The organism is Fulvitalea axinellae (assembly GCF_036492835.1).
Lineage (GTDB): Bacteria > Bacteroidota > Bacteroidia > Cytophagales > Cyclobacteriaceae > Fulvitalea > Fulvitalea axinellae.
In genome coordinates this window covers 288,008-312,889 of record NZ_AP025317.1, presented here as the reverse complement: position 1 = coordinate 312,889, position 24,882 = coordinate 288,008, and the positions used below count along the sequence as shown (strand labels likewise).

General features: G+C 44.9%; 17 protein-coding genes. 8 read left to right on the top strand and 9 right to left on the bottom strand.

Annotation, left to right across the window (positions count from 1 at the left end; all coding sequences use genetic code 11):
- Positions 1–577 precede the first annotated feature (577 nt).
- On the top strand, positions 578–1,240 hold the full coding sequence (locus tag AABK39_RS23260) for a hypothetical protein (protein WP_338395406.1): 663 nt from the start codon (positions 578–580) through the stop codon (positions 1,238–1,240).
- Between the two features lie 120 nt (positions 1,241–1,360).
- Here the strand turns inward: AABK39_RS23260 and AABK39_RS23255 are convergent, their stop codons facing one another.
- From AABK39_RS23255 to AABK39_RS23245, 3 genes are all read right to left on the bottom strand, one after another.
- Positions 1,361–1,642, bottom strand: a complete 282-nt coding sequence (locus AABK39_RS23255; protein WP_338395405.1) for a cupin domain-containing protein — start codon at positions 1,640–1,642, stop codon at positions 1,361–1,363.
- A 69-nt stretch (positions 1,643–1,711) separates the two neighbouring features.
- A complete protein-coding gene (locus AABK39_RS23250) occupies positions 1,712–2,707 on the bottom strand; it encodes a glycoside hydrolase family protein (RefSeq protein WP_338395404.1) in 996 nt (331 codons plus the stop codon).
- Positions 2,708–2,956: 249 nt separating this feature from the next.
- Positions 2,957–3,655 (bottom strand): SDR family NAD(P)-dependent oxidoreductase, encoded by a 699-nt coding sequence (locus AABK39_RS23245; protein ID WP_338395403.1) that lies wholly within the window; start codon positions 3,653–3,655, stop codon positions 2,957–2,959.
- A gap of 290 nt (positions 3,656–3,945) precedes the next feature.
- Here AABK39_RS23245 and AABK39_RS23240 point away from each other — a divergent pair, with 290 nt between their 5' ends.
- From AABK39_RS23240 to AABK39_RS23225, 4 genes are all read left to right on the top strand, one after another.
- On the top strand, positions 3,946–5,514 hold the full coding sequence (locus AABK39_RS23240; RefSeq protein ID WP_338395402.1) for a sodium/sugar symporter: 1,569 nt from the start codon (positions 3,946–3,948) through the stop codon (positions 5,512–5,514).
- Positions 5,515–5,624: 110 nt separating this feature from the next.
- Positions 5,625–6,005, top strand: coding sequence for a hypothetical protein (locus tag AABK39_RS23235; protein WP_338395401.1), 381 nt, complete (start codon positions 5,625–5,627; stop codon positions 6,003–6,005).
- Between the two features lie 246 nt (positions 6,006–6,251).
- On the top strand, positions 6,252–7,100 hold the full coding sequence (locus AABK39_RS23230) for a FixH family protein (RefSeq protein WP_338395400.1): 849 nt from the start codon (positions 6,252–6,254) through the stop codon (positions 7,098–7,100).
- 183 nt (positions 7,101–7,283) lie between these two features.
- A complete protein-coding gene (locus tag AABK39_RS23225) occupies positions 7,284–9,269 on the top strand; it encodes a TonB-copper family protein (protein WP_338395399.1) in 1,986 nt (661 codons plus the stop codon).
- A 74-nt stretch (positions 9,270–9,343) separates the two neighbouring features.
- Here AABK39_RS23225 and AABK39_RS23220 read toward each other — a convergent pair whose 3' ends face one another.
- Positions 9,344–9,868 (bottom strand): YcxB family protein, encoded by a 525-nt coding sequence (locus tag AABK39_RS23220; RefSeq protein WP_338395398.1) that lies wholly within the window; start codon positions 9,866–9,868, stop codon positions 9,344–9,346.
- A 242-nt stretch (positions 9,869–10,110) separates the two neighbouring features.
- Here AABK39_RS23220 and AABK39_RS23215 point away from each other — a divergent pair, with 242 nt between their 5' ends.
- A complete protein-coding gene (locus tag AABK39_RS23215) occupies positions 10,111–10,644 on the top strand; it encodes a DinB family protein (protein ID WP_338395397.1) in 534 nt (177 codons plus the stop codon).
- A 113-nt stretch (positions 10,645–10,757) separates the two neighbouring features.
- Here AABK39_RS23215 and AABK39_RS23210 read toward each other — a convergent pair whose 3' ends face one another.
- From AABK39_RS23210 to AABK39_RS23195, 4 genes are all read right to left on the bottom strand, one after another.
- Positions 10,758–11,258 carry a YcxB family protein gene (locus tag AABK39_RS23210; protein ID WP_338395396.1) on the bottom strand — a complete coding sequence of 167 codons (501 nt, stop codon included), beginning with the start codon at positions 11,256–11,258 and terminating at the stop codon, positions 10,758–10,760.
- A gap of 295 nt (positions 11,259–11,553) precedes the next feature.
- Positions 11,554–11,919 carry a PKD domain-containing protein gene (locus AABK39_RS23205; protein WP_338395395.1) on the bottom strand — a complete coding sequence of 122 codons (366 nt, stop codon included), beginning with the start codon at positions 11,917–11,919 and terminating at the stop codon, positions 11,554–11,556.
- Between the two features lie 499 nt (positions 11,920–12,418).
- Positions 12,419–15,112 (bottom strand): DUF5686 and carboxypeptidase regulatory-like domain-containing protein, encoded by a 2,694-nt coding sequence (locus AABK39_RS23200; RefSeq protein WP_338395394.1) that lies wholly within the window; start codon positions 15,110–15,112, stop codon positions 12,419–12,421.
- Between the two features lie 307 nt (positions 15,113–15,419).
- Positions 15,420–19,037 carry a GEVED domain-containing protein gene (locus tag AABK39_RS23195; RefSeq protein WP_338395393.1) on the bottom strand — a complete coding sequence of 1,206 codons (3,618 nt, stop codon included), beginning with the start codon at positions 19,035–19,037 and terminating at the stop codon, positions 15,420–15,422.
- Positions 19,038–19,436: 399 nt separating this feature from the next.
- On the opposite strand from AABK39_RS23195, the gene AABK39_RS23190 reads away from it, so the two are divergent.
- Together AABK39_RS23190 and nrdD are read left to right on the top strand one after the other, a co-directional pair.
- Entirely contained in the window at positions 19,437–20,846 is a 1,410-nt protein-coding gene (locus tag AABK39_RS23190) for an exodeoxyribonuclease I (protein ID WP_338395392.1), read from the top strand.
- A gap of 462 nt (positions 20,847–21,308) precedes the next feature.
- Positions 21,309–23,513 (top strand): anaerobic ribonucleoside-triphosphate reductase, encoded by a 2,205-nt coding sequence (gene nrdD / locus AABK39_RS23185; protein ID WP_338395391.1) that lies wholly within the window; start codon positions 21,309–21,311, stop codon positions 23,511–23,513.
- A 146-nt stretch (positions 23,514–23,659) separates the two neighbouring features.
- On the opposite strand, the gene AABK39_RS23180 is transcribed toward nrdD, so the two are convergent.
- On the bottom strand, positions 23,660–24,703 hold the full coding sequence (locus AABK39_RS23180; RefSeq protein WP_338395390.1) for a class I fructose-bisphosphate aldolase: 1,044 nt from the start codon (positions 24,701–24,703) through the stop codon (positions 23,660–23,662).
- Positions 24,704–24,882: the final 179 nt, after the last annotated feature.

Here is a 24,882-nt window from a genome sequence, read left to right as displayed (position 1 = left end):
TCTTTCCCTTATCTTTATCCGCCTGGACACCTAGGTTTAACGTCTGTTCCTCTTGTTGTTTTAGCATAACATCCGGCCTTGTTCGACCTGCCAGTTTCCAGTTTCTGGCCACCAATTAAGGCCAAAATCCCTCCTGATTTAAAAAAATAACAGTAATATTTACGTAATAACGAATAAATATTAGATGGATAAATGTCATTTTTTAAACAGACATATCCGATAATAGGAATCCATGAAAAGGCTTTTTGTTGGCTCTATTTAATTTTTTTTATAAAAAAATCACTATGGGCAAAATGATTTATATAGACAAAGAAGGAGCTTTACAGAAAAGTTAGATTTTCATAATTATATTTTTTATTGTAATTATGTGTTATGATATATACAATGTTACGTTTTGAACTCCTGAAAAAACAAATTCTGGAATAATCCTACTGGCTGGTTACGTTTGGTTCTAGGGCTCACAGGCCAAGCAGGCGAATAAGTAGATCCTATTTTTTTGTTTTTTCACGAAGCATTTGGCCTTATAAACAGGCCAACTTTACGATTTTGTAACTTTTAATAAACAAATTATACACACATGGTCACAATTGCAGAAGCGACGGAGGAGATCGTTAACAGGTCAGCATTCTTACAGGAAGCTATCCTCGATGGTATTATAAACTATAGTGCGCTGGCCAGAAAGATTAAACCTGACGTAGAAAAGCAACTCTTCAAAGACGTTCAAGAGGGCGCCATTGTGATGGCTCTCAAACGGATGGCCCCAAGGCTTAGCCGCCACCACCATGAGCAGGACATCATGGAATACCTACAGCATACGGGCGAAATCATCGTACGCTCTGACTTGGTGGACCTCGCATATAAAAACTCTCCGACTCTCAGCGAAAAGCAATCGCAACTGCTTCGTAATGTTCAGAATGTCAATGACGTATTCCACGCTTCGACTAAAGGGGTTTACGAAACTAATATTATCTTGAGCCGCTCAGGATTGGAGATGATTGAGAAAGTCTTTGAAAGCGAGACGATGATCATGAGAATTGACAACTTGGCTTCGGTCACTATCCGGACTCCCGAGTCGTACAAAAAAGACGTTCCCGGCGTGTTTTATTACATCACGAAAATGTTCGCCTGGAAAGCGATCAACGTGGTCGAGATCATCTCTACGAAACATGAGATCACTTTCATTGTAGGAAAGAACCAAGTAAACGAAACTTTCAGAATTCTTCAGGAGCTGAAAGGCTAATACTTGAGCTGATAAAAACGGATTCAGAATGAAAAAGCGGACTTAAGCCCGCTTTTTCGATTTTCCCTTACATATGCTTACACCGTTCGGTTCATTGGCTGTTTTTTGCGCCGGACAGTTTTACGGATTGGGAGAATAGACCAAGAGCACTTCCATGTCAGGGTCCGGAATCATCCAATGCTCCGCATTTGGAGGGATTTTGCAAACGTCTCCTTTCTTCACCTCAACGCGTTCCTCTCCGTTTACAATCACTCCCTGTCCCGCTATTACGTAGCAAATCTCCCAAACATTATGCGTATGGCCACGGCCTTCACGCTCAAAGTACAATCGTTCACTCACGATTTTCCCTTCACGCTCCAGCAGTGTTTCCATTTCTCCAAAAGATGTCTTTCTCTTTTCCATCAAAAGCTATTTTGTCCGTCCGCAATATAAAGGATAGACTCGCTCGCCCGCAACAATTCCCGTCGAACTTTACCTGTCGTTTTCAACCGGTTTTAGCCAACCCAATTCCGCCAAGGTAACGCTTTGGCTATTGAGGAAATGTTTGTCTTCCGGACCGCAGGACGATATATAAGTCTTTCCTTTATAACTGAAAATTTCGGCGGCGTGACCGAAAAGTGTGGTCAACGTGTTTTTCTCAAAGTCGAAATGATCAGGATTCTCCGATACTACCACAATTGTCTCGGCATACCGGCGATGGGCATACGTAAAGAACAAATACCACAAATCGTTTCGCTTCACCAGGAACGGAGACTCCATCATCGTAGCCCAAGTGTTGTCATTAATTCCGAGAATAGTTTCCGGATCTTCGAAATTCACGAAGTCTTTGGTCCTGATCCGCAATACCTGCGATTGCTTTGCTCCTTTATTGCCCGTGGCCACTATATGTATCCAGTATTTGCCGTCAGGTCCTTTCATAATATGTGGATCTCTGGACGTAAGCCAAAGTTTCTCCGGCAGAATCGCCGTTTTGGTCCGTTCCCAATTCTTCAAATCATCGGACCAGCACACTTCCAAACGGCGGTTGTCCAGCCAAGTCTCAACCACCATCACCCAACGTCCGGATTCCTCGTGCTTTACGATAAACGGTGCGCCTAGATATTCCGTCCCCTCGCTTTCGTCTATCGCATGCGGTTGCCTTGTCCATTTACCTGTAGGATCGGTGGTTGTCAGATGTCCCAAATAAGGGTGATATCTGTAGAGTCTCTTCCCCTCCGGCGGATATGGATTATTAATACCTATCCAATGCAAAGTCCCGTCCGTGTCTTCCACAAAACAGTGGTCGTTGGTAAACCATGACTTCCTTTTATCCTTCTCAGGATTCGGACTTGCCGGGAAAATCGTTCGGCTTTCTCCTTTTAAATAAGGTACTTCCGCCCTTTCTTTCAGGCTTAATTTTTTCTTTGCGGGCCCACCGCAAGATGATAACAGGAACAGGGTTCCCAGCAAATAAAAAAACGCTCTCATAATTCTTTCAGATAGATTCTCAAAAATGCTTCGGCCGAAAATCACGCCCCGAACACATTGTTCAATCTACCCAAAAGACTGGTCAAACAAAATGAACAAAACCCTCTAAAACATTTTAGCTATTGTTTGCACATTTGATATATCTGCTACCCCTGATGTTTATATGGTATTCGGTATTACGTCTTCAGTGTTAGGTACACTGTTATGAATTGGAACGACATTCCAGCATAAACCTCTTCAGCATTTTTGCTAAATCCTGAGCGTAGACAAACCTCCGTCTACGGACAAAACTTGACCTGTTATCCAACAAGACTCGGCTCCTAACAGGAATTTAACCGCATGAGCGACGTCATCAGGAGTTCCGATCCTTTTAAGCGGATGTTTTTCCGAAAGCTGAGCTTTCTTCTCATCGGTCGAAAGGATCTTTTGAGCTAAAGGCGTATCGGTCAAGGACGGAGCGACCGCATTTACCCGAATCGTCGGGGCGAATTCGGCGGCCAGTGCCCTCACCAAACCCTCCAAAGCTCCCTTTGAGCTTGAGACCAAGCTATGATAAGGCATGCCTACGCCAACAGCCACCGTACTGAAAAACACAACCGAAGCATTTTCCGATTTTTTAAGCGCCGGCAAAGAGTTTTGCAAAGTCTTGACGGCTCCGGCCACATTCACTTCATAGTCGTCTAAAAAATCCTCTACACGTAAACTCTTAAAAGACTTGAGCGTGATACTGCCCGGACTATAGACCAAACCGTCCAGAACATCGGGCAGGAAATCTTCCGGAAAAGGGTCCGTCAATATATCAGCTCCGAAAGCCTTTACTTGAGGCGGAAGCGTAGCCGAAGTAGCTGATCTGGAAATGAGAAAAACTTCATGTTGTTCTTTTACCAAAAGGTCTACCAATGCGGCGCTGATACCGGAGGTGCCTCCTATTACAAGATAATTTGCCATTCGTCTATCTGTTGTTTGGACTCTAAACTTTCTAGGGGGAAAAATGCTTGCCTGTCACCGAAAAAAACCTGTGGGAAAGTACCTTGAAGCCAGAAATAGCGAATGACAAATCCAATATGGAGGGGGTAATTGGTAGTTTATGGGAAAACGATAACGTTATTTTGGCCCTCAAGCCTCTGCGACATCGTTCACACCCTTTTTTTTCGGTCAAGAAGCTTTACATTTGTGTCAATTCTTTTTGTGTTTTGGAATTGATTTTTTCGGAAATCAGAAAATAAAAGAGTCTAGCTATGGATTTTTCAAACATTGACATAGTCGTATTCGTCGGCTATTGTTTGCTGATCATCGGGGTCGGCCTGTGGATGTCTCGCGAAAAAGAGGGACACGAGAAAAACGCCGAGGATTATTTCCTCGCGAGTAAGTCCCTGCCTTGGTGGGCAATCGGAGCTTCGTTGATCGCCTCGAACATTTCGGCCGAGCAGTTTATCGGTATGTCCGGATCGGGTTACGCCGTTGGGCTTGGTATTGCGGCTTATGAGTGGATGGGCGCCATCACGCTTATTCTGGTAGCGAAATACTTCATGCCAATTTTTATCAAAGAGAAGATCTTCACAATGCCCCAGTTCTTGGAGCATCGTTATAATAAGACGGTGAAAACCACCATGGCGGTTTTCTGGTTGCTCGTTTACGTTTTCGTTAACCTTACTTCGGTAATGTACCTTGGCGCTTTGGCGCTGGAAGGAATCGGTGACGTTCCATTGCTTTACGGTATTATCGGTTTAGCCTTGTTCTCGGCAGCTTATGCCATTTACGGAGGCCTTAAGGCCGTAGTATGGACAGACGTATTGCAGGTTGTATTCCTCGTTGCCGGCGGATTGATCACTACCTATCTCGCTTTGAACCAAGTATCGGAAGGAAAAGGCGTTCTCGCCGGGCTTGGGGAACTGTACAATCAAGTCCCAGCCAAATTCGATCTTATCCTCGACAAGTCGAGCGAATATTATAAAGATCTTCCCGGCATCAGCGTATTGGTGGGTGGCTTGTGGATCGCCAACCTCAGCTACTGGGGATGTAACCAATACATCATCCAACGCGCGTTGGCAGCCAAGACTATTGGCGAAGCGCAAAACGGCGTATTGTTCGCCGGTTTCCTTAAGCTTATCATTCCTCTGATCGTAGTGATCCCAGGTATCGCCGCTTTTGTTATCACCGAAGGGACTCTGGGCAAGCCTGACGAAGCTTATCCTTGGTTGCTCGGTATCGTACCTACTGGTATCAAAGGCTTGGCTTTCGCCGCCTTGATCGCCGCCGTTGTGTCTTCGCTTAGCTCGATGATCAACAGCATTTCTACTATCTTCACCATGGATATCTATAAGGAGTACTTCGATAAGGAAGCTTCTCAAACAAAGATGGTGTTTATCGGCCGTCTTGTGAGTGGCATCGCTTTGGTTATCGCCATCACTGTCGCTCCGCAACTGGCTACGCTTGACCAAGCATTCCAGTTTATCCAGGAATTCACCGGATTCGTTAGCCCGGGCGTAACTGTTATTTTCCTTTTCGGATTCTTCTGGAAGAAAACAACATCGAACGGAGCCTTGGCCGCAGCCATTCTCTCAATTCCGATGTCTTACCTCTTTATGTACTTCCTGCCAGAGGTTCCGTTTATGGACCGTATGGGGTACACTTTCCTTATCCTGAGCGCCATTACCGTACTTATCTCTTTGATAGAAGGAAGCAAAGGTTTGGAATCGAAAGGCATCCACTTCACTGGCGACATGTTCAAAACTAGCGCGAAATTCAATATCGGCGCTTTGTTCTTGACAGGTATCATCTCGGCGATCTATGCCCTCCTTTGGTAGAAGAAACTCTCAACCTCTTTTTAAATACTCGAAAGGCCAGCAAATGCTGGCCTTTCTTTCGTTGGAATAATTCTTGTTTTTTCTTTAACGCAATTCTACCTTTGCGACAATTGAAACAAATTTCCACCATATCGCTAATCCTTTCCCTGCTCGTTTTCACTTTGAGCAAGCAAGGCGCCGTGTTGCTGACCTTTAATATCTTTCAGCAATACATTGCCGACAACCTGTGCGAAAACCGCGACAGGCCGATGACGATGTGTTACGGAAACTGTTTTCTGGAAAAAGAACTAAACAAAACAACCGAACAGGAAGAACAGCGTGGTATCGCTGACGAAACCAGCGTTTCCTTAGATCTCTATTCCAAATTCACTTCGGTTAGTAATCCTGAAAAGCCTGTTGATTTTATTTCTAAAAAGGGCTTAATCAAGGTTTACAGCAACGCATACCACTTTTTGTGGGAGAATAGCCTTTTTCATCCTCCCCGAACCTAATCCAATTCATCCGGGTCTCTTATTGCATCTTCCCTTGACATTCATCTCCGTGTCCAAGGCCTAGCGTTATCGTGTCCGGATTTCAATAGATTCCCTATTCGCTTCGCATAGTCTTTCTTCTTTGCCTCTGGTAAAAGTGAAACAGATTGCTATGTCCAAAACATTACCACTCTGGATATCATAACGAAATCCAGCCTGAGTACTATTGTCTTATTCAAGAATATCAACAATTAAACGTTATACACAATGAATCGCTTAACAAACTCACAAACAGCGATAAAAATATTCGTACTCGCTTTCGTTTCCCTTCTATGGTCTTGCTCTTCCGACAATGAGGATCCCGCACCGGAAAGCCCTTATAAGCTAATCCACAGTATAGTTTTCCCAAATAAAGCGGTAGCTTTTATTCACGCTACAGAGGATTACCGAACCGGATACAACAAACTCGTCATCGAACTGAAAGACTCCGGAAACAAGGCTTACACCGAAGCCGACGGCATAATGTTGTCGCCTGTTATGACTATGAACTCCGGCATGAAACACGGATGTCCGGTGTACCAACCAACGTCCACCACCAAAACCGGAACATTCGAAGGCGCCATTGTCTTCCAGATGCCGGGAATGCCCGATATGGGCTCTTGGGAAATGAAAGTGAGCCTAATGAAAAATGGCGCCGTACTGCGCGAAAACACCACGCCTATTTCCGTCAAAAACAAGATGATGGATTACAAAAACCAACAGGAAGGCAAGGCCGTAATAGTAAGGCGAATAGACGGGAAGAATTACGTCTTCGGATATCACCTTACCAACGACGAAGCGAAAGTGGGCAACAACCCTCTATTGATTACCGCCCACCGCATGGACGGCCATTTCGATTTCACGCCACTCACCGATCTCGACGTAAACATCAGCCCGTTTATGCCTTCAATGGGACACGGCGCGCCGGAAGGCACCAAGCCCGCGCACAAAGGCGAAGGCAAATACGAAGGAAGCGTAAACTTCTCGATGACCGGAGACTGGCAAATCAAGCTGAACGTAAAGGAAAACGAAGACCTACTCTTCGATGACGAGGCTTTTTATCTGGAATTCAATTGAATGGTGAGTAAAGCGTAAAGAGTCCAGAGTAAAGAGTACTATATCATAGCGGAAACTACACAATACTCTTTCATCATGCGGACTATTTACGCTTTACTCTGGACTCTTTACTTCCAAATAACTTTCCATCGCGGGCGGGGCAATCCACGGGCTTTCCGCTCCGTCCGCACCTTTTTCTTTATTATGAGAAAGACTTTCCTATTTATAATCGCTTTCAGCCTTTTCAGCCATTTTGTTTTGGCGCAGGCCGACACGCTTTTCCTCAACGAAATAGTGGTGACGGGCAATGCGGACAAAGGCTTCGAAAAGAAACATTCGCTTAGCAATATCGACGACATTCTTTCCAGGTCATCCAATATCGGTTTGGTGCGCAGGGGGAATTATGCGGCCGAACCCCGTATGCTCGGCTTTTCGGGCGGACAGATTATGACCACCGTCGCCGGAATGAAGATCTTTGGAGCGTGTACGGACAAAATGGATCCCGTCAGCTCTTATGTGGAAACGGCGAACCTCAGAAGCGTAAACGCCACATCCAGCGACTCTTCGGCGGAAAACGCGTGCGTAGCCGGCGGCAGTCTTGATTTCTGTTTGCACGAAGCCAATTACAACGAAAGCAAAACTTTCTCGGGCAATTTCGGTACGGGGTACTTCTCGGCAAGCCAAGGCAAAGAGGCTTTCGGGGTGCTGGACTATAGTGGCGATAAACTGGCTTTGCGCTATTCCGGATCATATAGGGCGCACGACAACTACCGGGCGGGCGGTGGCGACAAGGTGAGCTTCTCTCATTATAACAAAACCAACCACCTAATCTCCGGCAAGTACAAGCTCAACGACCGAAACTGGGTCACCGCCGACGTACTCTATGACCGCGCTTGGGACGTAGGCTACCCGGCTTTGCCTATGGACGTTTCCCTTGCCGAAGCTTTTCTTTTCGGAGCGGCTTATAATATCACTCCCCGCAATTCCGACATTGAGAATATCGAATGGAAGGTGTACGCCAACAAGGTCAAACACATTATGGACGACTCGGAACGCCCCGACGTTCCCGTACGGATGGATATGCCCGGAGAGACGCGCACTTACGGAACCTATCTGAAGATATCCGGACAAAAAAAGAAGCACGGCTTCACGGCCAAAGCGGACTTTTACAACAGCCTGCACAAAGCCGAAATGACTATGTATCCGCCCGAAAACAACGGACCCGAGATGTATATGGAGACTTGGCCGGACGTATTCCGCAACAATATGGCTATATATATAGGTGACCGTTTCGCGTTTGCGGATAATTTTACGTTGAACACCGACGCCCGCATAGAATTCGCCCGATCAAACCCCGGTAGTGAGTTCGGCAAAAAGCAATTCGAAATATTCGGAAACGAAATCAACGCCGACAACCGTTTGCTTTACAGCTTTGCCTCGGACATCAAAAACAACATCGGCGACATGGCCCACGCGCTGGGTATTTCTATTAGCGAAAGACAACCTACCGTCTCGGAACAATACGGCTTTTACCTTTTCAATTCCGAAGACGGCTACGACTACGTAGGCCGCCCGGACATTGACAACGAACAGACCTTCAAAGCCCAATACGTTGTAGAATACAACACGACGAAACTCTCCGTAAAAACGGAAACCTATTTCGCTTGGCTCCGCGATTATATCTCGGGCGTAATTGATCCTAACCTGGACCGAATGACCATCGGCGCCAAAGGCGTAAAAGTTTTTCGCAATCGGGAAAATGCCCGGCAGTACGGCGCCAACGTTTACGCCACTTATAGTCTTGCCAAATATTGGTCTGCCAGAACAAACCTCCGCTACACCGCCGGCCAATACCAAGACGATAACGACAATTGGCAAAACATGCCACAGCTTCTTCCGCTAAACGGAAACGTATCGCTTTCTTTCCAAAAAGAAAAACTGAGCCTTACGGCCGAAAGCGAATTCGCAACCGCGCAAAACCAAACGGACCCGAACTTTGGCGAATCGGAAACCGCGGGATACGCGATAGCCAACCTACGCGGCGCTTACAGCTTCGGCAAAAAGAACACTTATAATATAGAAGCCGGTATAGAAAATATCCTCGACAAAAAATACAGGAGCCACCTAGACTGGGGAGGAATACCAAGGCCTGGACGAAATGTTTATTTGACTCTTAATCTAGCTTTTTGAAAGAGAATGATAAGGTGTTTGGTCTTAGGTGACAAGTCGAAATTCACCTAAGACCCGATACCGAAAGCCAAACACTAAAGTGAAAAACCGAACTCCTTAGCCATCGTTTTAAACCGGCCATATTCATCTCCGGAAAACGCCCTTACGGGAATAGTTGCCAAACTGTCCTTGCCATCTGCCTTTATGATTATCCAATTTCCGGACTTGCGAACACTTTTCACGTCACTCCAAGCCATTTCCTTACCTTCCAAATCCAGCTTATCAAAAGAAAAATAATAGGATTTAGCTGGAGCGCCTCCTCGGGTATAGCCATAACGAACGCCATTCATAATAAACAGAAAAGGAATATTCAGAATAAAGGCAATGACTGAGGCTGTTATAAGCCAAAACAGACTAATCGGATAAAAACCCGAAATATCTTGTAAAATCAAGACAGGAACAGCTATAGCCACCGTGCTGCTGGTTTTGAAAAACCAATTCTCGTGAAGCAATTTCGACGTAATGCCCACCACCTCAAACAGTGTTTCTTTTACATGAATTGACACTTCGCCACCACTTATGCCAGCGCCTAATCCCGACAATTCTCTTCCTATTTCCATAAAACCATTACGTAACCAAAAAAACAACAGAGCACAAAAAACACTCTTTCAATAAATATATGTTCATGTAATGAATAAAGAACATAACAACTAGATACAAAAACAACGAAAATGGAATAAACCAAAAAGAATGGAATAATTTTAATATTAAAAATTAAAATCAGTAAATTAAATACAACAATCATAAAGGCTTAATCCTTTCTGCCTTTATATTTTCCCAAACCACATAAAAACTCAATGCCATGAATACGATAGAAATGCTTCGCGACCAAACCGCTAGTGCATACGCATGGACAAATAGGCTATTGGAGGCCATACCTTTTGAACATTGGGAAACTATGCATGAAAATACGGACACCCACGCCACTTGGCAAGTTGGGCATTTGGTACTTAGCCATTATTTCCATAGCATAATGTGCATCAACGGCCATAGCCAAAGTATCCTTCAGGCTGTGCCTTTGCAAAAACATAACGAATTATTCGTAAACACCTCGCCCAAAGAGTCAGTGGGCAAAACCAATCCGGAAAAGCTTCTGAAAGACCTGAAACTGGTACAAGCACATTCGGTAGACATTATAAAAAGAATGAATGTGGAAGATTTGTCAAAGCCTCTGGAACCCACCGAAACGCCAAACCCCGTAGCGAAAACGAAATACGAAGCTTTGGACTGGAATATTAAGCACACAATGTGGCACTGCGGCCAACTTGGGATAATAAAAAGACAAATCAACGGTAGACATGACTTTGGCCTAAAAAGAAAAGCGAAAGCCATGTAAATAAAGAAAACGGACACCCTCTTCACCGTTTGAATTTATACTAAAAAAATCCCCGAAACAGGCCTGCGATGGCTGATGTTTCGGGGATTCTCATTTTTGAGAAAAATAAGACCTTAAGCCGAATGACCACTACGCCCATTTTCGATAGCCCAAGTCTTGATTTGCAAAAGTTCCTCCTCTCCGAAAGCCGACACGGGAATATAAAAGTGATTCTCATCGCCGTATTGGACATCAAAATCACCGTTGTCAAAACTTATCCGATCGACCAAAGACCAAGGCAGGGTTCCGCTTTCGACAACAATCCCATTTTCTCCGATCTCATACGTTTTTGACCTCACCGCACCGGCAAATGTCCACAGAAAGGTCTTCAAAGGAAAAAAGAGCAAAGTTATGCAAAGGGCTGCCAGGCCATTCACCACCATACCCGATTCGCCGAGAAAAAGCCGTGTAGCAAGAGGGATCAGAGCCGCCGCACCCAATCCCGCCAACAGCTTTAAATGCATATTTTCCCGTATGCCTGAGGCCGCGTCTTTCAAGGCTCTGACAATAGTTTTTCGAGACGACACCCTTATCACCCCACTAGCCTTCTTTTTAACAATATAAGACTCCTCCATAACTCAAAATACGTTTCTCTTAAAAATACGCCAAAAAACGACCGATAAATTACCGGTCATAAAATTTCAAAAAGGATCGTCCTTCTCCTCGCACAAAGTAAGACATTATCATATCACTACAAACATTTCCCGGAGACGGATGCCCTCCTGCCCGAAAAAAACAAAACTAGTCCAACTCTGCACTTGGTATCATCCAAAACAATTGTGGCTTTAATATGGCCCATAAAACAAAACCCGGATAAATGCCGTGTCGCATTATCCGGGTTTTGTTTTCTTCGGCGTATTGACTTTCGCTTTATTCTATCACCAAATCTTGGGCGGTGGATTTACTGCACCTCTCGCCCGACACGTCTCTTGTTACATAAAGCACCACCCGATAGGTACCTTTCTTTTGAAACACATGCGAAGCGGTTTGTTGCTTTGACGTTCCCCCATCGCCGAAGTCCCAAGAGAATTCCATCCCTTGTTCGAACTTGCCGGCGTACGTAAAATCCACCACAACAGGCACGCTTGTCTGCGCTCCTCTAAACTCCATATTAAAGCTAGCGTTGATTGGCGCTTCGGCACAATCCACAATTCCCTTCTCCGAACTATCGCAGGACATTAACGCCGGAACCACCAGCATAATCAAAAACAGCAGAGACACTCCTTTTCTACCCATACAATTTCTCCTTTCTTATCGCTATTTACTCTCTCCAAGCAAATAACTTACGTTTAATTACTTATGTTTAACCTGCGTATAGTTCAGTCCATTCAAGCACATGTTTTATTAATTATACATTAATGACCAACCAAGGCTCACCCTAACGTACACCAATGAGTCGGAAGAATCTGATTCGCACAAAACATGCGATTACAGAACCCAATCGGCGTTTTCGGGACAATAAAGCTGTAACGATTATTAAACAGCGGGCTTGTTAAGTGAAAGACAAAAGTCAATCCGGAAAAAAATCAGTCGGACTTTTTTTTATCTTTTTGTTGAAAAAATTTCTCGTAAAGCACTAATTATTACGCACAATACAGCCTTTTCATTACATAACGATTCGTAATGCTGGCCGAAAGTTTTGAAAAGAAAAAAAGGAAGGGGGAAGCTTCCCCCTTCCTTGTAATATGTCACAACGGAAGACAAACGCCAACGTATCAGCGTCAGCGAAAAAAATTTAGAAATTTATTCCTAGCCGAATTACCACTCCCTGATAATCGTCTCCCACAAAGCCGGTGGCGAACTCGGCGCTCAGGAAATTCATTATCCTGTTTAGTCCGTAACCCACTTCCGTATAGTTACCCAGAGCCGGAGTGTAAAGGTAATTCACGAAAGCCATCTCGCGGAAGAACATCTGGTTAAGCAAAGGAAGCCTCTTGAGCAGTAAACGGCTCGAATAAATGGCTCCGGAAAGCTGTACGAAACTGTCGGCGGTACTCTGCTCGTAATAGTCCATCATACGGAACCTGCCAAAGCTTGAACCGACGTAAACGGGAAGCTGGGCGTTGTTGAAATGATAATAGTCTGGAAATGACAAATACTCCGTATTCAGGTATTTACCGACTTTGGCCAGATAGCGAATATCGTGTTGGAAACTCATATCCCAAGAGCCTTTCAGCCCGGCGTAAACCAAATCATAATCCGTGTCCGAATCGAATACGCCCGCCCATCCTTTGCGGTAACCGGCGAAGTATGTCGGCTTTTTGGAATAGAGCATATATTTCCGGCCTTTGCTTATACGGTAATGGTGACGAGGCGTATATTCCAAGGATAAATCAGTCACAAAACCTTGGTGGCGTTCAAACTCAAGTTTGTCGCTTTCCACATTATCCGGCTCATTGGAACTGTATTCAATATTTTTCCATTTAATAAACGTCAGGTCCGAGTGGTCATCCATCCACATACGATCCGAAAACTCCACCGAAGTCTTCAGCCTAAAGCCGTTCGCCAAGTCAATGCCGTTGCCGATATAAACATAGTCTTTTTGATAAAGCTTCATGAAATTCGATTCGAACAACAGGCTGGCCAATGAATTCACAACAGGGTCTATCCCCGAATCAGAGTTAAAGTCGAACGTATCTCTTCCCCCCTTAAGCGTAACACTCCCCCGCGACATTGGGCCATAGCGCCAAGTCAATGAAGCCTCCGGAAGCCAAGTTTCCCTTGCGGTGGCGTAATAAGTGGAAAGCTTGGCGTAAACTGGGCGCAGAAGGCTGTCTTGACGTTTACTATAATTAAGCGAACCACCGACACGGTAGCCGTCAACGGTATTAAAAGTCAACCCGTTAAAAAGTCCGCTCCAATATATTCGATGTTTCTTGTTGATTTTGGCTACTCTTCCGCCCCCGATAAAGTCCCCAAACACTCCGCTAGTTGCCGAAAACGCTTTTCCGAAAGCGCTTTTCTCCTTTTTCACCACCTTAGTGGTGTCTTTCGGCTTTTTCTGTTTCTCAATTTTGACCTTCTGGACTGTTCTTATTGAGTCAAAATGATGATAACCCTCCAACTCTTCCTTGCTCAAAGGCACAGGACGAGCTTCGGCCCAATAAAGGCTGTCGCGCTTTCCGGCTAATGAGTCAATCTCCATCTTATCGTCAACATACTTGACCTCAAGGTCGTCCTTAAGCTCTTGCGCTTTGGTTTCGCGAGCCACTTTTCGCTTAAGCTTCCGCATCTCACGGTTGTTGAGCTTATCTTTAGCTAACAGCCTTTTAATCTCTTTCTGTCTTTTCGTCTTGGCAACGTTTTCCTTGGGGCCTTCCTCTTCCGCAGTTTTTCTTTCGGCCAACGGTCCTTTTGCCTGAACTATGGAATGATCCAGATCCGGATTCAGTTCCAACTCATATTCCTTGACCGACACCAGATAACGACCGGAGGCCTTAACCCCCATATATTTCAGCTCCGCTTCCACATCAAAAGTTACGGGCATCCAAACGTTGTCCTGAACAGGCGCATAGCTTTGTTTTACACGAAAAGTTCCCACCGTATTTCTGAACTTAAGGTTAGCGCTTTGGATATTCCAATAATCTTCCGCAATGTAGATCGTGCCCTCATAAAGTCCTTCGCCCCTATGGCGAGGCGTTACCTTGATTTTGTTGATATGGCGCCCGTTATCCTCAAAAATTCCTTCGTACGTAAAACGGTAATGGGTAAAAGCGTTCGATGCCAAGGGCGAAAGCTGTTCGGCAAGACGCTCGGTGTAAAGGCTACCCATTATTATCGGCAACGGGTTGGGAATGCTGTCGCCAAGGTTGTCTTTCGACGAAATTATCTTGAAGCTGTATTCGTCAGGCTTCTCGAAAGTCACCTCGCTGATTGTTTCTATCACAATCTTCTTGTTCATATACTGCTTCATCTCCCTCTTCATCTCACGGTCCATCATCCAGGTGTATACCTTCGGCATTTTGTCCAATGAAGCCGTTCCGCGGGTGTAGCCTTTCGCCTTAAACTTGTCAACCTGATGCTCGTAATAAGAGCGCATCCCGATGGCTTTCCTCATTACGGCGTAAGCCGGATCCTCATCCTTACTCGACACTTTCACTTCTTCCAGCAGAATCGTTTTGTCCTTCAGTACAATATCCTGCGCTTGCACTACCGGGCCTATCTCAATGGTTGTGACCAAAGTCTCATAACCCATATGTTGGAAAAAAACTTTGTGAGTCCCTTGGGGAAGGCCCAATGCGTAAACACCTTCCACGTTTGAGGTGGTGGCGTGTTTGGCGCCTTTGGTATAAATGGTCACAAAAGGAATCGGGTCGCCTTTCTCGTTTTTGATCACGCCTTTTATGCCTTGGGCCAACACCTCACCCGCTGACAAAAAAATAAGCACAAGAAGCAAATAAGCGACGTTCGGTTTTAAGTATTGGAGCATTTTGAACAATCAAGTTATGTCTTATCTCAAAAAGATTGATTGGTTTAGGCTTTTTCTAATAACGCAAGACCAATTTGTCTCGTATGTCATTATCAATTTTTCACAAATTAAGAACATTTTAGCGAGTTAATAACTCTTGATTTTGACGAGTGGTGAATATTTTATCAGAAAAAATAAAATGGTGATATTCCTGTTACTCAGGATCGTCTTTAATCATGATTCGCTATTGCCTATAATGAAAAAAGCCCCCGCTTCATTCGCATTCACGAAGCGGGGGCCTTTGATTTAGTAATTCGGAGAAACGGTTTTATTCAACCAACAGTCGGAAAGTCTTCCATTCGTTTTTCGAATTTATTCTAACGAGATAAACGCCACTCTCAAGAGCTGAAATACCCACTTCAGAAGGCTTGGAACCATCCTGAGAACCGAACTCAGCCTTTAAGACTACCCGCCCGGCAAGGCTTAATATCTCCAATTCTCCGAACCGTAATCCTTTAATGTTCAGAACATCATCCGCAGGGTTAGGGAATATTGTAATGGCTTCATCCTGTGGGGTGGAAAGCAGACGGGTAATAGAAAGCGTCGCAGGGTCTGACAAGGTTTCACAACCTTTAAAAATAGCTTTTACCTGAAACAGCCTTCCGTCTTTTGCCGGATCACCATCCACTGTCAACTCCCTATTTTTGGCTCCGCTGACAATTTCCAACGGCAATGTTTCCGTACGTCGCATATACCACTGATAGTTAACGCCCGCAGAGTTTTCGACATTTACGCTTATTTTCCCGGTCTCGCCTTGGATGATCCGCAGATCTTCGGGCTGTTTCGTAATAACCGGATACCCATTAACCGATAAATTCACGTTTGCGCTTTGCACTACCTGATTATCCGGACCGGTAACTTTCAATTTATAAATACCCTGTTGGGCCGGCTTAGCGTCTTTTATCCGCAAATTATTGGTTTGGGTTCCTTGGTAGGTTCCGTTATCGGTAATATTGGTTCCGTTGAATAGCCACTGATATGTCAAAGCGTTGGCCACAGTAGTGGATATCGTAGCGGACTTGCCCTGACATACGTTCGTGTTACCCGGCTGAGTACGGAATTCCGTTCTTGGCGTTACGAAAAGGCGCGCCTTTTCGGTTTTCACAAACGCCTGGCAACCTGCGTTTCTTATCTCCGCAAAGTACTCGTTCGAATTATCACTTATCGATGCGTTAAACGTAAGAACACTAGATGTTTTCCCTTCCAACACATGCGCTACAGTACTGCCAGACCGTATTACAAACCATTTATAGACATAAGTGCCCGAACCTCCCTGTCCTTCGGCGGAAAATGACACCTGCTGATCGGAAAGAGCAGATTTAGATTTTGGATGTTTTTTAACAGTAGGCAAATCGTCCACGTTTACCCGAGCCACCGAACTCTGGATCTCTTCGTCATCTTGGCCTTTTATTTTTACAAAATAATAACCAGTAAGAGATTCCGTCATAGACTTGACCGTCAGCGTATTTGTCTTACTTCCTTTATACGATTGATTATCGGATATCTCTTGATCCTTAAAGAACCACTGATAACTTACAGCATTCTTTGCGCTAACCTGCAATGTTACGTTTTCATTCAGGCAGGTGGAAGCACTTTGCGGTTGGGTCAAAATCACTAAAGCCGGGATAACGTCCAAGCTGGCTTCTGACGAAACGCTTTTCGCCGTACAACCCACCTGGTTGGCTTTTACAAAGTACCTGTTGCCATCATCTCCTTCTTTGGCTGTAAACGTAAGCTTCTTGCCTGTTTTTCCTTCCATCAAAGACCCTGAACTACTACCTGAACCTTTCAAATACCATTGGTATTCTACCTGCTCACCAGACGCCAAAGCTTCGAATGTCGCCGTTTGTCCTTCTTTTATCGATAGATTTTCCGGGTGGCTGGTAAATGTTGGTTTTTTGTTCAACGTTAAACGTACCGCTTGGCTTTCCAGCGTTTCGCTCTCAGGACCAGTCACAATCACCTTATACTCGCCCTCTTGCGAAAGCTTTGCTCCCGTAATCTTAAGTTTCGCCGATTTCGCACCGCTGTAATTGTTGTTGTCACTAATCTGGGCATCATCCAAATACCATTGGTAAGTCTTTCCCCGAACGGCTTCTACCTTAAACTCCGTATCACCGCCTTCGCAGATTGTCTTATTAGTTGGCTGTTTGGTAATGGCGAACGGAATTCCCACAGGATCGATATACACTCCGTAGTCTTCCGCTTGGCCTTTATATACATTACAAGCGGATATATTATCATACGTGCTCCCTGTAGCCACACGCATTAACAATCTTTTACCTCGAACAGCGTCTTCCGGAACCGTGAAGTTGATATTGTGAGGGCCACCCTTTATATTCTGTTTTCTGCCTATTCGTTCACTATTTTCAAACTTCCCATTATCGTTGAAATCGATATACACCACGGTCGTCTCAGCGTTATAACTCCCCACGACAAAGCTTAAGGTATATGACATTCCGGGATTCAGTTTGGCAATGTCCAGATTACTCCTGTCCACAAAGCCGTTTTTACCCAACGGCATTGTTCCACTAGCGTCACTAGCGGTCTCCCCTGACGAAAAATCGATCTCTTGCAACTTAACATTGAGAACCCCTAAACCATAGTTGTTCGGGGAACTCCAAACAGGCTTGCAGTCGGCTACGGTTTGAGCAGATTTGTCAATAACTTCAATATAAGACTCCTTTGTAATCGTATTCTCTCCCTTAGAATTCTTTACCGTCAGGCTCACCTTAAAAACTCCAGCGCCAGAAAACTTCACTTCCGGATTCCACTCGGTGGAAGTGGCGGGATTACCACCCTCAAAAGTCCATTTCGACTCATCCACACCGTTTTTAGAAAGGTTCATGAACTTTACGGCAACATCACTGACCACAAACGTATTGGTAGCCTTAAAGTCGGCGACAGGCAAATTAACCGCTTCCAGCGCAGGGGAAGTCAGCAATGTCTTTCTGGCCGTATTCATTAAATGGTGATTCGCTCTTGCGACCTGTCCCGCCGTAAAGCTCGAACGACAATTCGTGCCTGAATAAAAATAGGCCATCATGTTCTCCGCAATCTTACCATAAGGCTTGTTAGTGCAAGGGTTTTCCATGGTTTTATGACCGCAATTAAAGAACATATATGAATGAGGATCGGTATCATCCACATAATCCCCTTTGCCTTCGGTCGGGCATTCCCCTTCTTTTGTAGGGGTCGTTCCGTCTTTCGCAAATGTGTGATAAAGCCCCAAAGCGTGCCCCATTTCATGAGCGAGAACATCGGCCGGGTGCATAGAGGCAACTTTTATTACCGTCCCGTCAATATCAAAGTTTACGCTTTGCGGAAAATACGCATAACCACCAGTTGATGACTCTCCGTTTATTCTACTTACCAGCCAGACATTATAGTAGTCTTTATGAGGCCAATTGATTAAAGCCTTAACGCTTCGCTCATTTGCGTTGGTAATACCTGAAGTAGTATACTGGCTGACTTTTGAAGCGTCAGTCCTCGTAATTCCGTTTGTCGCCTGGCCATCGGGAGTCCTTCTCGCCAGCACAAAACGCATCCCAAACTTTGCGCCCACACCCAGTTTATCGGCATAGATATCATTCAGCCCATCGATCATGTCCTTGATCTCTTGGTCCGTTACGTTACGCCCCAAGGGCTCCATCGCATGCACGACCACTGGAATGATTCTTTCGCCGGTCTCCGTCGCACTTCTGAACGACCTGTTCGCTACCCATTCGTTTATTTCGTCTGAGTCTTGCCTGAATTCGGGATGGCGCTCAAGTAGTCTTTCCGCAGCCTCGTCGGCACCGCAACCGCCAGTTTCTTGGGCCGAAACGGAACCTGAATAAAAATTCACAAAAAGAAAAAAAGCTAACAGCCGTAATAATTTTCCCATACGATTATCCAAATAATGCGGAAAGCCACCCCGCTTCCCAATACATATCACATTTTCAAAACACCGCTTTTCAAGTACGGCATGGTTCCCTCAAGAGAACGCTAATATGAGTAAGTTGTAACGATGAATTGAATAAATTTTAAAAAACCATGAACACCCTTCCCCTACAAGGCATTTACTGATCACGCACAAATGACAAAATAGGAATAAGAACAAATTCAGTCTCAAATTATACGAAATAACTATTACTCACAAAAATACAGGAACATCATTTCATTTTATTTTTACACCCACCTCCAATCTACCCTCTGACGCTATTTTAGGCCATTCAATAAAAATTTCCATATATTCATCCCTCAACCTCTTTAAGGTTTTTACTTCGCCTATAGCTTGAATCCTATGAACACTTTTCTATTTTACGATATAGAAACCACTGGGCTTAATCCCGCCTTTGATCAAATATTACAATTTGGAGCCATCAGAACCGACATGGATCTCCAAGAAATAGAACGTACCGAGATCCTTGTCAAACTTAGGCCTGACGCCGTGCCAGCTCCAGGAGCTATCTTGACTACAGGCATTGACCTTGAAACGCACAACGAGGGCGCAATTTGCGAATACGAGGCCATCAAACGAATCCACGAGATGGTCAACCAAAGCGGAACAATAAGTATCGGCTACAACTCGTTGAACTTCGATGACGAATTTTTACGTTTTTCCTTTTACCGAAACCTGCTTGATCCCTATACCCACCAATGGCAAAACGGTTGTAGAAGAGCGGACATCCTGCCTATGGCACTTTTCTTCAAAAGTTTCCGTCCCGACATAATTAAATGGCCGGTCACCGATGAAGGAAAATCGACCATGAAACTCGAAAAAATCAACGAGCTAAACCATCTCGCCGAAGGCCAAGCGCATGATGCGATGACCGATATTGAGGCTACCCTGAATCTTGCCAGACGAATGAAAGCCCATCCCGAACTATGGGATTACTGCCTCTCGAATTTCGAAAAGAAACAGGACGAAACCAGAAGCCTGAAAGCCTGGGAAAATCACGGTAAAGGCTTCTTGGGTTGCAAAACGGGAACGATCCTGGACACGGGCATTGGCGCCGACCGGGGTTATATGGCCCCGGTGGTTTGGCTCGGTACCAATCAGATCAAACAACAAATCCTGATGCGCCTCGATGCTTTCGAGTTCTCGGATATAGATACCGAAGCGATTGACGAGACAAGTTTTGTTACCCGAAAAAAATACGGAGAGCCTCCGTTTAGTTTTCCTAACAGAAAAAGACTCACTCAGCACTTCGATTCCGAGCGCGTTGATCTGGAAAAAAGAAACCTCGATTTCATCAAAAACAACTCTGATAAATTCGAACGGATCACACGATTCTGGCTCACGTACGAATACCCTCTGGTCACTGACATTGATCCGGACGCAAGGTTGTACACGGGAGGGTTCGCAAGCGCCAATGAGAAACGTTGGAACGAAAAATTTCACGAACACTTCGGTACGGAATACCTTTTCGAAGTCGTAGAACAAATGCCAGCCAACGTGCGTAAAGACGCCGCTTACCGGATCTTGTTCCGCAACTTACCCGAAGAATCAGAAAAACGATATCCCTATGAATTCTCTGACTTTTTGGAACAATCTCTACATGGAAACCCAAAAGATTACCGTGACAAACACAAGGCTTCACCCAAAGAAATTTCGGAAGAAATAAGAGAAATAATAAATGAACAATTTAAAGAAAAAGAAATTCCAAAACCGTTAGAATCATTGCGGAAATACATTGAATATGTTCAATAGAACAATACATTGCGGACGGTTATTCAAGGGGCGTTCGCAATGTGTTTTCCACTAAAGGACATGACTTTTTCCGCTATATTTTTGTCATTCCCTCAATTGTCTTCATTTAATAATGAAGTTTACTATCCAGAATAAATTCTTCTATTTTTTTCGGTCTAAATCCATAATACACATCCGTTTTTTCAACGAAATATACTTCTCGAAGTTCAGATACAAACACGTTTCTCAAAACCGTCCCCCGCTCAACCCTTTGGAGCTGGACCGCGAATTTTTTTCAAAATTTTCTCGAAAGATGACTTTGGTCATTGGGCGTTTTTTTCCCTATGAAAAAGATTTCTTTCTGCATAAATTCAAAAGCGAGAAGTAAAAAACAGAGCCGAAAAGACGTAGTCCGGCGGGCGGACACTGTCTTTTACCCCGTGGTTCTGAGGATTTTTTACATCAAACAAATCCAGTCTTCCTATGACAAGAATGATAACCAAAAGAAACGGAACCGAGTCGCCGTTTGAAAAAACAAAAATACTCAACGCCGTACTCAAGGCCTGCGCGTCGATCGATGCCCAAAGAGCCGAAAACAGCGATATTTCACGCATTGTAAGCGATAACGTTAGCCTTTCCGTAGCTGATCGCCCCAATGTTTCGATATACGAAATCGAGCGTCGCGTGGAAGACGAGCTTATGCGCTTGGGCGAGCCCGACATCGCCCGGGAGTATATCGAGTACAAGACCAAACGCAAAATACAGCGCGACGGACTACTCAAATACGTGGACGAGGCGGTCAATCTGAAAAACCTCGAAAACGAGAACGCGAACATGCCTGAGAAGGTCTTCACGGCAAGAATGACCCGTGTGTCTGGCGAGGTTATGCGCGAGTACGCCAAACACTACCTTTTGCCCGAAGAACACACCCGCCTGCATGGCGAGGGATGGATCTACATTCACGATTTCAACGCCTATACCGTGGGACAACAGAACTGCATGTTCCTTGACATGGGCAACATCCTCTCCAAGCCAATTCACACTACGAACGGCACGATGCGACCGCCGAAAAGCATTAGTTCGGCGCTTTCGATAGCCGCAGTAGTGATTCAGTGCCAATCGAACTGCCAATTTGGAGGAATCTCCGTGCAGTCGATGGACTACGCGATGCAGGACTTTATCAAACTGTCTTTCGATCGTCATTTATCAGAAATTGAAAAATACCGGGAAATAGAAACTCCGACAAGAGACGCTGAGATTGACAATCAGCTTCTTGAAGCCATTTCTAAAGACATAAAAATAGCTAACGCTTCCGTAAGAGAAGCTTACTTGCGAACCGTAAGGGAAACGGAACAGGCTTGCGAAGCATTCATCCATAATCTTAACCATTTGGAAAGCCGGGCCGGCAACCAGCTTCCGTTCAGCTCCATCAACTACGGATGTTGCGAAACTTGGGCTGGAAAACTTTTCATCCGCTCCATTCTCAAGGCCACTATTGACGGAATTGGCGAAAAACGCAGTACGCCAATCTTCCCGCAACAGATTTGGCAGTACCATAAAAAGGAAGACGGCACAGTCAATAATGCCGACTTGCTGGACTTGGCCCACGAATGCTCCATCAAGAGGGTTTACCCGAACTACGTAAACTGCAACCAAGAAGTATACGACATCTACGACGAGAAAGGGGAAATAGATCCGGACAAAAACGCAGCTACGATGGGATGCCGAACCCGCTTGGGCGCAAACGTAAACGGATCGAACGGCAAGACCGGACGCGGAAACCTTTCGCCAGTCACGCTGAACTTCCCGAAAATCGCTTTGGAGACAAAAACGCCGGAAGCTTTCGTAGAGAAAGTGACCGAATTGGCTTACAAAGGCATCGAGATGATGGAGGCTCGCTTCAAATGGCAATCCAAACAAGTGATGGGATCCGCCCCGTTTATGTACCTCAATAAAGTCTGGAAACATAACGAGGAATATAGCGAAGACAAAAAAATCGGAGACGTATTGGCTACCGGCACATTTGCGCTCGGGTTTATCGGCGTTGCGGAGGCCTCAAAAGTGTTGTTCGGCGATAACCATTTCGTCAACAAAGAAGCTGACGCATTCTTCTTCAAAGTCTGCTCCGAACTGAAGAAAATTTGCGAACGCGAAGGAATAGCGCGAAAACGCAATATCAGTTTGTACGCCACACCGGCCGAAAGCCTGTGCCATAGCTTCGCGAAACTGTTGCGCAAGCAGTACGGCGTAATAGAAGATGTTACGGACAAAGAATTTATCACCAATTCTTACCACGTTCCCGTATGGCAGGAGGTTCCTTGGTTTGACAAAATCGAGACCGAGGGGAAATACCACGCCCTCTGTACCGGCGGATGCATCACCTACATCGAACTGCGTAATGATATTACCGTGGACCAATACAAAGACATTGTAAGCGGAGCGATGGAGAGAGGCCTTTATTATTTCTGTACCAACATCCCGAAAGACAAATGTCTGGACTGCGGGTTCGAAGGAATTATAGGCAACAAGGCCGACAAAACCGACGGCACGGAACTGGTATGCCACGAATGCGGCAGCGATGACGTTATGACGCTCAGAAGAGTGACAGGATATATTACGGGCTCATACCACAAGCGCTTCAACGACGGCAAAAAGCAAGAAGTGAATATGAGAGTGAAGCACCATTGATGGTATTTGGTCTCAGGTATTAAGTCTTAGGTACTTTGTCTGTGCTTGGGCCTGAACCATTCAAATGGTTATCCTTTTTTTTATTTCTAAAAAAATCCCGACGCTATTCGTTAGCATCGGGATTTTTGCTTTGACAACCTTACTCCTTATTTCGCAACCGTTATCTCCGGATCTAAATAAACCTCCTGAACCATTCTCAATAATTCCACGCCTTCTTTCAGCGGTTTTTGAAACGCTTTCCGTCCACAGATCAATCCCATTCCTCCCGCACGTTTGTTGATTATGGCCGTCCGCACCGCATCGGCCAAGTCCGTTTTTCCGGAGCCTCCGCCAGAATTAATCAATCCCGCACGGCCCGAATAACAATTCAAGACCTGATAACGCGTCATATCAATCGGATGCTCCGTACACAGCTCCGAATACATTCGCTTATCATAAACTCCAAAATTCAGCTCTTCATAGCCTCCGTTTCTTTCCGGCTGTTTCTGTTTTATTATATCCGCCCCAATGGTCGCCCCCAAATGATTGGCTTGCCCGGTCAGATCAGCGGCTGTGGTATATTGTCCAAACGATTCATTACGCAAGTAACACCACAAAATCGTAAACATCCCCTCATCATGGGCCATGGAAAATAACTCCGACACTTCCCGCATTTGCCTCCCCGACTCTATCGAGCCGAAATAAACCGTTGCGCCTACGCCAGCACATCCCATATCCTTCGCTTGCTTTACCGTAGCCAGCACTTTTTGGTCGTACCTGTTTGGGTAGCTGAGCAACTCATTATGGTTGAGTTTGAGAATCAGCGGGATTCTATGCGAATATTTCCTGGCGACCGCCGACAATACACCCAAAGAACTCGCCACGCCATTACAACCCGCTTCCAAAGCCAATCTAAAAATATTTTCCGGATCGAAATACATAGGGTTCGGAGCAAAAGACGCACCCGCCGAGTGTTCCACGCCTTGGTCTACCGGAAGAATCGACAAATAGCCAGTATTCGCCAAATGGCCATGAGCGAAAAGCCTTCTAAGATTCACCAAGGTTCCGATATTTCTATCCGAAGGCATAAAAACTCGCTCAATAAAATCCGATCCGGGCAGGTGCAAAGACTGTGCGGAGAGCTTGCACTCGTGGCTCAATAACGCTTCATATTCGTCACCCGAAAGGGTGTTTATTATATTATTTTTCATTCTCTAAATTTCATTTTATCAACTCATAGATCAATTGTAAAAACAATACAAAATCATATCTTTTAGTTTTACAGTCAACACTTTTATTTGAAATAAAAAATGAATATAAGTCATTAAAACAACTAATAAAGATACTAATCAATCATTTGTTCATATAATTATACCATCAATTATATTTT

What these genes read in the sequence shown, in the direction of transcription:
- AABK39_RS23260 (WP_338395406.1), top strand. Translation starts at nt 578, where the DNA reads ATGGTCACAATTGCAGAAGCGACGGAGGAGATCGTTAACAGGTCAGCA.
- AABK39_RS23255 (WP_338395405.1), bottom strand. Translation starts at nt 1,642, where the DNA reads ATGGAAAAGAGAAAGACATCTTTTGGAGAAATGGAAACACTGCTGGAG.
- AABK39_RS23250 (WP_338395404.1), bottom strand. Translation starts at nt 2,707, where the DNA reads ATGAGAGCGTTTTTTTATTTGCTGGGAACCCTGTTCCTGTTATCATCT.
- AABK39_RS23245 (WP_338395403.1), bottom strand. Translation starts at nt 3,655, where the DNA reads ATGGCAAATTATCTTGTAATAGGAGGCACCTCCGGTATCAGCGCCGCA.
- AABK39_RS23240 (WP_338395402.1), top strand. Translation starts at nt 3,946, where the DNA reads ATGGATTTTTCAAACATTGACATAGTCGTATTCGTCGGCTATTGTTTG.
- AABK39_RS23230 (WP_338395400.1), top strand. Translation starts at nt 6,252, where the DNA reads ATGAATCGCTTAACAAACTCACAAACAGCGATAAAAATATTCGTACTC.
- AABK39_RS23225 (WP_338395399.1), top strand. Translation starts at nt 7,284, where the DNA reads ATGAGAAAGACTTTCCTATTTATAATCGCTTTCAGCCTTTTCAGCCAT.
- AABK39_RS23220 (WP_338395398.1), bottom strand. Translation starts at nt 9,868, where the DNA reads ATGGAAATAGGAAGAGAATTGTCGGGATTAGGCGCTGGCATAAGTGGT.
- AABK39_RS23215 (WP_338395397.1), top strand. Translation starts at nt 10,111, where the DNA reads ATGAATACGATAGAAATGCTTCGCGACCAAACCGCTAGTGCATACGCA.
- AABK39_RS23210 (WP_338395396.1), bottom strand. Translation starts at nt 11,258, where the DNA reads ATGGAGGAGTCTTATATTGTTAAAAAGAAGGCTAGTGGGGTGATAAGG.
- AABK39_RS23205 (WP_338395395.1), bottom strand. Translation starts at nt 11,919, where the DNA reads ATGGGTAGAAAAGGAGTGTCTCTGCTGTTTTTGATTATGCTGGTGGTT.
- AABK39_RS23200 (WP_338395394.1), bottom strand. Translation starts at nt 15,112, where the DNA reads ATGCTCCAATACTTAAAACCGAACGTCGCTTATTTGCTTCTTGTGCTT.
- AABK39_RS23195 (WP_338395393.1), bottom strand. Translation starts at nt 19,037, where the DNA reads ATGGGAAAATTATTACGGCTGTTAGCTTTTTTTCTTTTTGTGAATTTT.
- AABK39_RS23190 (WP_338395392.1), top strand. Translation starts at nt 19,437, where the DNA reads ATGAACACTTTTCTATTTTACGATATAGAAACCACTGGGCTTAATCCC.
- nrdD (WP_338395391.1), top strand. Translation starts at nt 21,309, where the DNA reads ATGACAAGAATGATAACCAAAAGAAACGGAACCGAGTCGCCGTTTGAA.
- AABK39_RS23180 (WP_338395390.1), bottom strand. Translation starts at nt 24,703, where the DNA reads ATGAAAAATAATATAATAAACACCCTTTCGGGTGACGAATATGAAGCG.